The following is a 12,496-nucleotide window of genomic DNA, read 5'->3' as shown; positions in this document are numbered from 1 at the left end:
CTGGAAGGGGGACGGATGCTGCGGCCATGGGTTGCCGGCAGTCCGAACTCTCGGCCTTTGCGGTCTGGGGCGCGTGGCGGTCGTTTGGGGCGCGCGCTGTGCGCCCCGAACGACCGCGGCGCGCCCCAAGCCCGAGGGGACTGACTCAGCGAGGCGGCCGGATGCTGAAGTCTTCGAGCCTGGCGCGGAGGTCGGCGGCCGTCGCGAGGTGGGGCCATCCCCACCTCGCATAACTGCGCTGTGTGGTTCCGCGGATCCAGTCCTCGCGCTGCTTCTCCTCATCGAACACCTGCGACGATGTGCGGCCGTCGAGAATCTTGCCGTCGACGTACTTGATCGCGCCGTCGAACTCGCCGAACGCGTTCGCGTCCTCCAGACCGAAGTCGACGTAATACGGGTGCATGCCCCGCCCGGGCACCGCAACCTGAAGCCGGATGGCGCGAAAGCCGATCTCGCGGAGCCGGATCCGGCTGATGCTCTCGCCGGGCAGCTGTGCGCGACCGTCGGCGAATTCGAGGACGCGACGCGCACGGGTGAGTCCGTGAGCTGATCGGCCGGCGATCGTGAGCGACTCCTGACGGAACCGTTCAGCGCCCTCGAAGTCGTACTCGTCTGGACCGGTGACGAACTGCTGTCGGAGTGCGGCGTCTGCCACGGTGACGGCCTGCTCGAACGTGGCCGTGCGCGCGACGTCCGATACGGTGCGAACAAGCGAGGTCACCCGCAGCCCGTCGATCTCAATGACCTCGCCCTCTGCGAGCTCGCCGCGGTGGCGGATCACCCCACCGGCCGCTCCCGGCCGCGCCCGCGGCGTGATCACGTGCACTCTGTGTCGATCCGCGCGGTAGAGCGGCAGCCCATGCGAGGCCGCGGCGGTCTCGTGCGAGACCACCGGCGGTGTGGGACAGCTCAGCGCGAGAGCCTGTGCGCGGGCGACGACGCGGGCCTCGGGCTTTGCGGCGTTCCACGTCGTCGACTCCACATAGACACCGAGTCGCAGCCGAGTGAGTGCACCGGTGGCGACCGCCGCCGTCAGCTGGCGCGGGGTGATCGCGTCGAGGAGTTCATCTCGCCTGAGCAGGGTGAGGGGGGTCACATCGCCGAGTCTCGACGAATCAACCGTCTGGGGGATGCCTGCCCTCCAGTCTGTGGACAACACCACCCTGTGGAGGAAGAGTCGCGCGGGCCGCAGCATCCGCTCTTCCCGTAGTTACTGGGATTGGGGCGTGCGACGGTCTTTCGGGGCGCACGGGGTGCGACCCAAACGTTCGCAATGCGCCCCAAACCCCAGGGCATGAGCGAGGGATGCCGCGACCCACTGCCATTGGCGGAAGTCAGGGCGTCCCGCGCCACCTTGCGTTTGGGGCGGAGGGCAACCGTTCGGGGCGCGCGCCGCACGCCCCGAGCGCTCAGCACACGCCCCAACCCCGAAGTGCCTCGCGAGCGATGCGCCCAAACCCGGCGCGAACGGGTACGCGAGCCTCGCCGATGCACTCGGGAGGCGACGGATGCTGCGCCCCGGCGTCAGCCGCGGGCGAGGCGCTCGGTGAGGTCGAGGCGCACCGCGGGCCACTCGGCCGGGAGGATCGAGAACACCACGGTGTCGCGGAGGGTGCCGTCGGGGCCGAGGCGGTGGTTGCGGAGCACGCCGTCCTGCTTGGCGCCGAGGCGCGCGATGGCGGCACGGGACTGGCGGTTGTGCCAGTGCGTGCGGAACTCCACCGCGATGGCGTCGCACTGATCGAACGCGTGGGCGAGCAACAGCAGCTTCGAGGCGGTGTTCACGGCCGTGCGCTGCGCCTCGAGTCCGATCCACGTGTGCCCGATCTCGACGTGCCGGTTGGCCTGGTCGATGTTGCAGAACGTGGTCGTGCCGATCACCCGCCCGGTGTCCAGTCGGCGCACCGCCCACGGATTCATGTGGCCCTCGTCGCGCCACGCCAGCCGCTGCGCGATGTCGGCGGCGATGCCCTCCGGGCGCGGCACCGATGTGTACCAGGTGTGCTCCAGACCCGCGGCCGCGGCGGCCAGGTCGGCCTCATGCTCGGGGGAGAGGGGTTCCAGGCGCACGTGCGCGTTCTCGAGGGTGACCGGCGAGGTGAGGAGCATGCTTCGAGCGTAGGCCGCGGGTACGTCGAACCCTGCCGGATGGGCAACGTGCGAAGCATCCATATCGCGTTGACGTCCACATGCGCGCCCGCACGTCGTCATACTTCGCAATTGTTCGCCCCGCCCGGCCCTCGCCTCCGAAGCCCCGCCTAGGCTCGAACGGTGCGTCCATTCCGGCGCATGCACAGCGAAGAGGACTCGAAACAGATGAAGACGAAGAGGCGAGTGATCGCCCCCATCGCACTGGCACTGGCGGCGACCATCGGTCTGGCCGCCTGCGCGCAGGGCGATGCCGCACCCGAGACGTCCGGTGCCGAGGCCGCCGGCCAGCTCACCTACGCGATCGCGAGCGACCCGTCGTCGCTCAACCCGATCAACGTCAGCGACCGCTGGGGCCTGACCGTCACCAACATCGTCTACTCGCCGCTCGCGCGCGTCGAGGGCGACGGCACCGTCGTCAACGAGCTGGCCGAGTCTATCGAGCCCGCCGATGACGGCCTCTCGGTCACCGTCACGCTCAAGGACGGCCTGACCTGGTCCGACGGCGAGCCCCTCACGGCCGACGACGTCGTCTTCACCTACACGAACAAGGCCGTCCGCGAGAACGGCAACGCCGACCTGCTGTACGTGGGCGACCAGCCGATCACCGCCGAGGCGACCGACGAGCGCACCGTGGTCTTCCACCTGCCGAGCGTGAGCGCCGCGGCCCTCAGCAACATCGCGACCGAGACGTACATCATCCCCGAGCACGTGTACGGCGACGTCACCGACTTCTCGGTGACCGAGCTCGACCCGCTCGCGGTCGGTTCGGGCCCGTACACGCTCACCGAGTACGAGCGCGGCCAGTACCTCACGTTCGAGGCGAACGAGAACTACTACGGCGAGGCGCCGAAGATCCCCGAGCTGACGCTGCGCATCGTCTCGGACCCGAACACGACCAAGACGGCGCTGCAGACAGGCGAGGTCGACGCATCGTTCGCCACGCCCGACGCGATCGCCGAGCTCGAGGGCGCGGGCCTGAACGTCTACCCGTACGCCGAGGGCCGCGTGGCCTACCTGGGCCTCAACGCCGCGAAGCTCACCGACCCGAAGGTGCGCCAGGCGATCTTCTTCGCCCTGAGCCGTGACGACATCAACACTGCCGCGTTCCTCAGTGACGACTACTACGAGAACGCCTACACCATCCTTCCGCCGAGCAACGCGTTCGCGACCGAGGACGTCGAGAAGTACGAGCAGGACGCGGATGCCTCGGCAGCCCTCCTCGAGGAGGCCGGCGTCTCCGACCTCTCGTTCACGCTCGCGTACGCCGGGGCCGACCCCGCGCAGAAGACCGAGGCGACCCTCATCCAGCAGCAGCTGAAGGATGCCGGCATCACGGTGGAGCTCGCGGGCATCGAGCCCGCCGCGGTCTTCGAGGAGATCCAGAAGGGCGCCGACTCGCAGTACGACGCGTTCCTCGGCGGCTACATCATGGGCCAGGACCCCGATGCGTACAGCCTGCTGTACCGCACGGGCGCTTCGGCGAACTACTTCTCGTACTCGAACCCGGCCACGGACGCGCTGTTCGACCAGGGCGCCGTCGAGCTCGACCCCGAGGCCCGCAAGGCGATCTACGCCGACCTGCAGGCGCAGATCGCCGAGGATGCGGTGGTCTTCCCGCTCGCCGACAACCTCAAGATCCTCGCCGTGAACCCGCGGATCGGCGGCGTCGAGGACGCCAAGCTGGTCCCGATCTACACGTTCGAGAACTTCGGGCTCCTCACCGAGCAGTAAGAGGCCGTCACGGGCGCTCGCAACCGGGTGCCCGTGACGTCGTCGTGTGTCCGGCGGGCGCTGCGTCGCAGCATCCCGCCGGACACAGCCGTGAAAGGAGAACGATGGCGGTCTACATCCTCCGCCGCCTGCTGCAGGTCGTGCCGATGCTGCTGCTCGTGACTTTCGTCGTCTTCGCGCTGCTGCACGCGGCGCCGTACGACGTGGTCGACACCATCACGACGCCGCAGATGTCGGAAGAGACCAAGGCCGCCATGCGCGAGCGGTACGGGCTCGACCAGCCCATCGTGGTGCAGTACGGCCTGTGGCTCGCCAACGTGCTGCAGGGCGACTTCGGCTACTCGCTCGCGAGCCGGCACTCGATCGCCGAGGAGCTGGCCGCGCGCATCCCCAACACGATCATGCTCGTGGCTCCCGCGTACCTCGCGGCGCTGCTGCTCGCGGTGGTGCTCGGGCTCATCGCGGGCTCGCGCCGCGGCACCGTCGTGGACAAGGCCATCGACTCTCTCGCCGGCATCGGCATCGCGACGCCGTCGTTCTGGTTCGCGCTGCTCGTGATCTACGTCTTCGGCTACCAGCTGCGATGGTTCCCGATCATCGGCATGCACTCCGTCGGCAAACAGGGCGACCCCGTCGACTTCCTGATGCACTTCGTCATGCCGTTCCTGGTGCTCGTTGTCGCGTTCTTCCCCGAGCTCGCGCGGTACGTGCGCTCGGCGACGATCAGTCAGTTCTCGCAGGACTACGTGCTCGTGCAGCGCGGGTTCGGCGCCTCGCGGCGGCAGGTGCTGACCCGCCACGTCGGCCGCAACGTGATGCTCCCGATCATTACGCAGCTCGGTCTCGCCCTGCCGATCCTCGTCACGGGGGCCATCGTGACCGAGTCGATCTTCGGCTGGCCGGGGATCGGCCCCTACTTCCTCACGGCGACCCGCAGTCTCGACTACCCGGTCGTCCTCGCGGTGCTGCTGCTGTCGGCGGTGCTCGTGATCGTCGGCAACCTCATCGCCGACGTGCTGTACGTCGTGGTCGACCCGCGCATCCGGATCGGAGCGGGCTCATGACCACGACCACCACCCCCAACGTCGCGGCGGTCGTCGACGCGACCACGCTCGTGCATCGCACGCGCTCCTTCCGCTCGGTCTCGGCACTGCTCGCGATCGCGTTCCTGGCCGTCGTGGGCCTGATCGCGCTCCTCGCGCCGCTGCTGCCCCTCGACCCGTCGACCACCGACCTCGCGATCCGCTGGCAGCCGCCGAGCGCCGCGCACTGGTTCGGCACCGACGAGCTGGGCCGCGACTACTTCTCGCGGGTCGTCTACGGCGCCCGGATCTCGCTGACCGTCGGCATCCTCGCGATGGCCGCCGCGACCGCCATCGGCGTCATGGTCGGGCTCATCGCCGGGTACGCCGGCGGGCGCGTCGACGACGCCCTCATGCGGTTCGTCGACTTCCTCTCGTCCATCCCGTGGATGGTGCTCGTCATCGTCGCCAGCGTCTTCCTCAAGCCGGGTCTCTGGACGATCATCTTCGTGATCGGCGTCTTCTCGTGGATGGCGACGGCCCGCCTCGTGCGGGCCGAGACCCTCACGCTGCGTGAGCGGGCGTTCGTCCGCTACGCGCGCTATATCGGCGTGCGCCGCGAGCTCGTGATGTGGCGGCACGTCGTGCCCGACGCGGCGCCGACGATCATCGTCGCCGCCACGGCGAGCATCTCCACGGCGATCCTCACTGAGTCGGCGCTCAGCTTCCTCGGGCTGGGGATCCAGCCGCCGATGGCATCGTGGGGGAGCCTGCTCGAGAGCGCGCAGGGAAGCCTTCAGACCGCGCCGTACCTCGCGCTCATCCCGGGTGTGCTGATCCTGCTCACCGTGCTGTCGTTCAACGTGCTGGGTGACGCGCTGCGTCAGTCGGTCAGCGAAGGAGGAGCGTCATGACGTCGACGAGCGACGCGCTGCTCAGCGTCGACGGGCTCGACGTCGACCTGCCCGGGCGCACCGGCGGTCGCGTGACAGTGCTCGACGACGTCTCGTTCGACCTCCCGCGCGGGCGCGTGGTGGGCATCGTCGGCGAGTCGGGCTCGGGCAAGACGATGCTGCTGCGGGCGCTCATGGGGATCCTCCCCGAAGGTGCGAACCGCGAGTGGCGCCGCGTGCTCCTCGACGGAGAGGACGTCACGTCCTCGCGCCGGCGCCTGCCCGCGGCCATGGTCTTCCAGGATCCGATGACCTCGTTCAACCCGCTCGTGCGGATCGGCGCGCACCTCACCGAGGTGGCGCAGCGGTTCCAGAAGGTGGGCAGGCGCCAGGCGACCGCGCTCGCGCGCGAGGCGCTCGCCGCCGTGCGCATCCCCGAGCCCGATCGCGTGCTGTCGCGGTACCCGCACGAGCTCTCGGGCGGCATGCGCCAGCGGGCGATGATCGCGATGGCTCTGCTCGCGCAGCCCGAGCTGCTCCTCGCCGACGAGCCGACGACGGCGCTCGACGCCACGATCCAGGCGCAGATCCTCGCGCTCCTGCGCACCCTCCAGGCCGAGCGGTCGCTCACGGTGCTCATCGTGACGCACGACCTCGGCGTGGTCGCCGCGGTCTGCGACGACGTGCTCGTGATGAAGGACGGCCGCATCGTCGAATCGGGCCAGGTGGATCGCGTGTTCCGCGAGCCGCAGCATCCGTACACGAAGGAGCTGTTGGATGCTGCGCCCGACGCCCCCGCAGAACGCGGGGCGGCGGCCGACCAGGGAGGCGACGCGTGAACCCGCAGACCCCGACCCGCACCGCCGACCTCGTCGACGTGCGCGGGCTCGTCAAGACGTTCCCGCAGCGCAACGCGTGGGGCAGGACGATCGGCACGACACGCGCCGTCGACGGGATCGACCTGACCATCCGCCGCGGTGAGACGCTGGCGCTCGTGGGGGAGTCCGGCAGCGGCAAGTCCACGCTCGGGCGCTGCATCCTGCAGATGGACGAGCCCACGAGCGGCACCGTCACGTACGAGGGCGTCGACCTCACGGCGCTTCCCCGCGCGAAGCGCGCGCCGTACCACCGCTCGATGCAGGTGATCTTCCAGGACCCGTTCTCGTCGCTCAACCCGCACCGGACCGCACTCCAGAACGTGATGGAGCCGCTGACCGTGCTCGCCCCCGACTCCGATCCGCGGTCCCGCGCCATCGAGGCGCTCGCCGCCGTGGGGATCGACGGGGATGCCGTGAACCGCCGCCCGCGCGCGTTCTCGGGCGGTCAGCGCCAGCGCATCGTGATCGCGCGCGCGATCGCCGTGCGGCCCGGCTTCGTCGTCTGCGACGAGCCGCTGTCGGCGCTGGACATGTCGATCCAGGCGCAGGTGACCGACCTCCTGCTGCGGCTGCAGCGCGAGCTCGAGCTCACCTACCTGTTCATCTCGCACGACCTGTCGGTCGTGCGGGAGATCGCGACGCGCACCGCCGTCATGAACCGCGGGCGCATCGTCGAGCTCGGCCCCACTGCGGAGGTCTTCGCGTCACCGCAGCACCCGTACACACGGCACCTGCTCGACGCAGCGCTGTCGACCGACCCGGCGCAGGCGCGCCGCCGCCTCGAGCGCATCTCCACGCGCCCCGAGCCCGTCGGCCTCGAGCCCGACGGCACCGCGCTCGCCGAGGTCACGCCCGGCCACTTCGTGCTCCGGTGACCGAGGAGGGGACGGATGCTGCGGCCCGCAGCATCCGTCTTCTCCCGTCGTCGTTGCTGCCCGATGTCACCCCGGGGTTCGGGGCGCAGATTCTCCGTCGGGGCGCAGAACGTGCGCCCCGACGGAGGAAATGCGCCCCAAACGCGAGGAGACGGGGACCTAGGTCAGCCGCCGTACTCGGCGAGCAGAGCGCGGGCGCCGTCGGCGAGGGCCGCGATGCGTGCGGCGGCGTCCTCGCGGGACTCGCCCCGCACGTCGAGGTACAGCTTGAGCTTGGGCTCGGTGCCGCTCGGGCGCACGATGACGCGCGAGCCGTCGGCGAGCCACAGGCGCAGCACGTCGCCGGGCGGCAGATCGTCGACGCCGTCGAGCAGGTCCTCGATGCGGTCGACCGCGACGTCGCCGACGGACGACGGATGCCGCTCCCGCAGCGCCGCCATGATCCGGGCGATCTGCGACACGTCCTCGACGCGGATCGAGACCTGATCGCTCGCGAAAGCACCGAACTGCTCGTCGAACTCGGTCAGCAGATCGGCCAGCGTCGCGCCGCGTCCGCGGGCCTCGGCCACCATGCCCAGCATCGCGACGGCCGCCGAGACACCGTCCTTGTCGCGCACCGTCCCGGGGTTCACGAGGTAGCCGAGCGCCTCCTCGAAGCCGAAGACGATGCCCGGCGCGCGCGAGATCCACTTGAAGCCGGTGAGCGTCGCGTGGAAGTCGAGACCGTAGTGCTGAGCCACCGCCTCGAGGCCGGGCGACGACACCAGCGAACACGCGAGCGAGGCACCGGTGCCGTCGGCTGAGGCAGGGGCGGCTCCGTCGGCGGTCGCGAGCCGGCCGGCGCGCCAGCCCAGCAGCAGGCCGATCTCGTTGCCCGTCAGACGGCGCCAGCCGCCCTCGGCCGACTCGTCCGGCAGGGCGACGGCCAGGCGGTCGGCGTCGGGGTCGTTCGCGATGACGAGCTCGGCGCCTGCCTCGCGCGCGGCCTCGAACGCGAGGTCCATCGCGCCGGGCTCCTCGGGATTCGGGAACGCGACGGTCGGGAAGGCGCCGTCGGGCTCGAGCTGGGCCGCGACCGGCACCGGGGCGGGGTAGCCCGCGGTCTCGAGGATGCGCGAGAGCGTCTCCCACCCGACCCCGTGCATCGCCGTGTACACCCACGTGAGACCCTCGGCGCCCGCCGGGGCGGGCGCGACCGCAGCGGTCGCGGCGACGTACTCGTCGACGACGCTCTCGGTGGCCAGCTCGAACCCGAGCGACCGCGGAACCGTGCTGATGTCGCCGGCCTCCGCCACGCGCGCGATGTGCGCGGCGATCTCGGCGTCGGCAGGCGCCACGATCTGCGAGCCGTCGTCGTCGCCGCCCAGGTACACCTTGTAGCCGTTGTCGTCGGGCGGGTTGTGGCTCGCCGTGACCATGACGCCGGCCGCCGCACCGAAGTGGCGCACGGCGAACGCGAGCACCGGCGTCGGCAGCAGCCGCGGCATGAGGATCGCGCGGAGCCCCGCGCCGGCGAAGATCTCGGCCGAGTCGCGTGCGAACACGTCGGAGTTGCGGCGCCCGTCGTAGCCGATCACGACGATCGGGGCGTCGTCGAGGATTCCGGGCACCTCGGGCCCCTCCGCCTCCAGCGCGTCGGCCGAGGGGGTCTCGGTCAGCTCGGGCGCGGACGGCCCCGCGAGTTGGTCCGGAACGGATGCTGCGGCGCCTGCGTCGTGCGAATCGCCCCCGCCCTCCTCGGCGTCGGGCTCCTCGCCGTCGACGCCCGCTTCTGCGTCGTGATCCTCGCCGCGGGCGTCGCCGGCGGCCTGAGCATCCGTCTCCACCGGCTCCTCGACATCCGAGCCGCCATCCTCGGCGGAGGCCGCGTCGTCCGCCGGCTCATCGCCCGCAGGTGCGACCGCGACACCGTCGTCCGGTGCGCCGTCGTGGGCGGCGGTCGCAGGATCCGCGTCGTCCTCATGCGAGCCGGCCTCGACGCCGACCGGAGGGAGTCCCGCCTGCTCACGCACGTAGGCCGCGAGACCGGCGGCGGCCTGTGCGACGAGCACGCGGTTCATGCGGTTGCTGCCGGCGCCCAGGGCGCCGCGCAGTCCTGCGGTCCCGAAGGCGAGGCGCGCCGAGAAGCGGTCCTCGAGGTCTTCGACCGCGGCGGGGTTGCCCGACTCTGCGGCCTCGATCAGCGCGCGCAGCTCGGCGCGCGTCTCGCCGTCGGGGTCCTGTGCGAGCCACGCGTGTGCGCGCGCGAGGACGTCGGCCGCAGCATCCGCCCCCGTCGACACCTCGTCGGGAGCCGGCTCCTGCACCGCACCCCCGTTCACAGCGCCCCGATCACGCGCGCCAGCAGCGACGAGATGACGGGCTCGGCGTTGCGGCCGGCCTCGAGCACCTCCTGGTGGCTGAGCGGGTGCTTCTGGATGCCCGCGGCCATGTTCGTGATGAGCGAGAAGCCGAGGATCTCCATGCCGGCCTGACGCGCGGCGATCGCCTCGAGCGCGGTGGACATGCCGACGATGTGCCCGCCGAACGACTTGACCATCTGCACTTCGGCCGGCGTCTCGTACTGCGGTCCACGGAACTGCGTGTAGACGCCCTCGTCGAGGCTCGCGTCGATGGAGCGTGCGAGGTCGCGCAGTCGCAGCGAGTACAGGTCGGTGAGGTCGATGAAGGTCGCGCCCTCGAGCGGGGTGTCGCCGGTCAGGTTGATGTGGTCGCTGATCAGCACCGGGCGCCCCGGGTGCCAGGTGTGCTTGATGCCGCCGGCACCGTTCGTGAGCACCATCGTGCGCGCACCGGCTGCGGCGGCGGTGCGCACACTGTGCACCACCCGGCGGACGCCGTGCCCCTCGTAGTAGTGGGTGCGGGCGCCGATCACGAGCACGCGGCGTCCCTTCGGCGTGACGACGCTGCGGAGGGTTCCGACGTGGCCGGTGAGGGCCGGGGCGCTGAAGCCGGTCACCTCGGTGGCGGGGAACGTCGAGGTCGTCTCTCCGAGGAGCTCCGCGGCCTTGCCCCAGCCGCTGCCGAGCGTGAGCGCGATGTCGTGACGCTCGACGCCGGTGATGCGGGCGATGTCCTCTGCGGCGGCGGCGGCCACCGCGAACGGGTCGGCCGTGGGGTCGTCGAGAGGGTTGCCGGTGGTGTCTGACATGGGACCACTTTAGGAACGGACGGCGACGAGGGCCAGCGAAGCCGTATCCGGGCCGCACCCGGGAGTGTCGCGGTGTCGCCTGCGAGGCACGCGGCAGGGGAGAATGGAATTCATGTCGATCAGCTTCGAGACCACCCAGACCGTCGCCATCCTCGGCGGCGGACCCGGAGGCTACGAAGCGGCGCTGGCCGCCGCCCAGCTCGGAGCCGAGGTGACGGTGGTCGAGCGCGCCGGCATCGGCGGCTCGGCGGTCATCACCGACGTCGTCCCGTCGAAGTCGCTCATCGCGACCGCCGACGCGGCTGTCGCGATCGCGGGCGCCGGCGACCTGGGCGTGCAGCTGTTCGCCAAGGGCAAGGACGGCAAGCCGCTCAAGCCCGAGATCGCCATCAACCTCACCGCCGTCAACAAGCGCCTCCTCACGCTCGCCCGCCAGCAGTCCGACGACATGCGCGCGTCGCTCGCCGAGGCGGGAGTCCGCATCATCTCGGGCCACGGCCGCCTCGAGGGCGGCAACGCCGTCGTGGTGTCGACCGGCCCCGGCGGCACCGACTTCGACCGCATCGAGGCCGACACCCTCGTCGTCTCGGTGGGTGCGTCGCCCCGCGAGCTCGCCAGCGCGAAGCCCGACGGCGAGCGCATCCTCACGTGGACGCAGCTCTACAACATGACCGCGCTCCCCGAGCACCTCATCGTGGTCGGCTCCGGCGTCACGGGCGCCGAGTTCGCCGGCGCGTACATGAACCTCGGCGCGAAGGTCACCCTGGTGTCGAGCCGCGACCAGGTGCTCCCCGGCGAAGACAAGGATGCCGCCGCCGTCCTCGAGCGCGTGTTCAAGCGCGGCGGCATGAAGCTGCTGTCGAAGTCGCGCGCCGACAAGGTCGAGAACACCGGCGACGGCGTCGTCGTGACCCTCTCGGACGGCCGCACCGTCGAGGGCAGCCACTGCCTCATGGCGGTCGGCTCGATCCCGAACACGAAGGGCATCGGCCTCGAGCAGGCCGGCGTCCAGATGACCGAGTCCGGCCACATCCAGGTCAACCGCGTCGCGCGCACCTCGGTGCCGAACATCTACGCCGCCGGCGACTGCACCACGTTCGTGCCGCTCGCCTCCGTCGCCTCGATGCAGGGTCGCACCGCCGTCTTCCACGCACTCGGCGACGTCGTGATCCCGCTCGAGCGCCGCCGCATCACGTCGAACATCTTCACCGCCCCCGAGATCGCCACCGTCGGCTGGCAGGAGAACGACATCGAGGACGGCCACATCAACGGCGTCGTCCACAAGCTGCCCCTGGCGGCCAACCCGCGCGCCAAGATGATGGGCATCAAGGACGGCTTCGTCAAGATCATCGCCCGCGAGGGCAGCGGCACCGTCATCGGCGGCGTCATCGTCGGCCCCCGCGCCTCCGAGCTGATCTACCCGATCGCGATCGCCGTCGAGCGCCGCCTGACGGTCGACCAGGTCTCCCGCGTCTTCGCGGTCTACCCGTCGCTGTCGGGCAGCATCACGGATGCCGCGCGCGCGATGCACGTCGTCGACCACAACGTCTACGGCGGCTGACGCCCCCGTTCGGATCGTGTGCTCGCACCGAGCGCACACGATGTTCGCGCGCATGTCGTGTGCGCTCGGCGAGATCACATGATGTGAACGGGATGCCGCGGGCCCGCAGCATCCATCATCCGGCGTGAGCGGCGCGTGGAGGGGCCGTGGGGACCGCGATCCCGGGGTCATCCGCGGCCGGTGTTGCCGCGCCAGAGGTCCGCGGCGGCCGCGTCGAGGCATCCCTCACTCGCT

General features: G+C 70.9%; 10 protein-coding genes. 6 read left to right on the top strand and 4 right to left on the bottom strand.

Annotated features, from left to right (window positions below):
* Positions 1-145 precede the first annotated feature (145 nt).
* Both ASF40_RS15415 and ASF40_RS15410 read right to left on the bottom strand, forming a co-directional pair.
* A complete protein-coding gene (locus tag ASF40_RS15415) occupies positions 146-1,096 on the bottom strand; it encodes a hypothetical protein (RefSeq protein WP_056370609.1) in 951 nt (316 codons plus the stop codon).
* A gap of 428 nt (positions 1,097-1,524) precedes the next feature.
* The gene (locus ASF40_RS15410) at positions 1,525-2,109 is read right to left on the bottom strand and encodes a GNAT family N-acetyltransferase (RefSeq protein ID WP_056370607.1); all 585 of its coding nucleotides are present in this window, start codon (positions 2,107-2,109) and stop codon (positions 1,525-1,527) included.
* Between the two features lie 207 nt (positions 2,110-2,316).
* Here ASF40_RS15410 and ASF40_RS15405 point away from each other — a divergent pair, with 207 nt between their 5' ends.
* The 5 genes from ASF40_RS15405 to ASF40_RS15385 all read left to right on the top strand — a co-directional run bounded on the left by ASF40_RS15405 (position 2,317) and on the right by ASF40_RS15385 (position 7,550).
* A complete protein-coding gene (locus ASF40_RS15405) occupies positions 2,317-3,882 on the top strand; it encodes an ABC transporter substrate-binding protein (RefSeq protein ID WP_056371524.1) in 1,566 nt (521 codons plus the stop codon).
* 104 nt (positions 3,883-3,986) lie between these two features.
* Entirely contained in the window at positions 3,987-4,946 is a 960-nt protein-coding gene (locus ASF40_RS15400) for an ABC transporter permease (protein ID WP_056370605.1), read from the top strand.
* Complete coding sequence (locus ASF40_RS15395) at positions 4,943-5,818, top strand: ABC transporter permease (protein ID WP_200919501.1); 876 nt, start codon at positions 4,943-4,945, stop codon at positions 5,816-5,818. The genes ASF40_RS15400 and ASF40_RS15395 overlap by 4 nt, the downstream gene beginning before the upstream one ends.
* On the top strand, positions 5,815-6,636 hold the full coding sequence (locus tag ASF40_RS15390) for an ABC transporter ATP-binding protein (protein WP_056370603.1): 822 nt from the start codon (positions 5,815-5,817) through the stop codon (positions 6,634-6,636). The genes ASF40_RS15395 and ASF40_RS15390 overlap by 4 nt, the downstream gene beginning before the upstream one ends.
* Positions 6,633-7,550, top strand: a complete 918-nt coding sequence (locus ASF40_RS15385; RefSeq protein ID WP_056370601.1) for an ATP-binding cassette domain-containing protein — start codon at positions 6,633-6,635, stop codon at positions 7,548-7,550. The genes ASF40_RS15390 and ASF40_RS15385 overlap by 4 nt, the downstream gene beginning before the upstream one ends.
* Positions 7,551-7,714: 164 nt before the next feature.
* Here ASF40_RS15385 and ASF40_RS15380 read toward each other — a convergent pair whose 3' ends face one another.
* Together ASF40_RS15380 and ASF40_RS15375 are read right to left on the bottom strand one after the other, a co-directional pair.
* Complete coding sequence (locus tag ASF40_RS15380; RefSeq protein ID WP_235560276.1) at positions 7,715-9,832, bottom strand: phospho-sugar mutase; 2,118 nt, start codon at positions 9,830-9,832, stop codon at positions 7,715-7,717.
* A 35-nt stretch (positions 9,833-9,867) separates the two neighbouring features.
* Complete coding sequence (locus ASF40_RS15375) at positions 9,868-10,701, bottom strand: purine-nucleoside phosphorylase (protein WP_056370599.1); 834 nt, start codon at positions 10,699-10,701, stop codon at positions 9,868-9,870.
* A gap of 103 nt (positions 10,702-10,804) precedes the next feature.
* On the opposite strand from ASF40_RS15375, the gene ASF40_RS15370 reads away from it, so the two are divergent.
* The gene (locus ASF40_RS15370) at positions 10,805-12,262 is read left to right on the top strand and encodes an NAD(P)H-quinone dehydrogenase (RefSeq protein WP_056370597.1); all 1,458 of its coding nucleotides are present in this window, start codon (positions 10,805-10,807) and stop codon (positions 12,260-12,262) included.
* Positions 12,263-12,496: the final 234 nt, after the last annotated feature.

Origin of the sequence: Microbacterium sp. Leaf288, from assembly GCF_001422925.1 — a bacterium.
In the GTDB taxonomy this organism is placed as follows: Bacteria; Actinomycetota; Actinomycetes; order Actinomycetales; family Microbacteriaceae; genus Microbacterium.
This window is presented reverse-complemented; position numbering and strand designations above follow the sequence as displayed.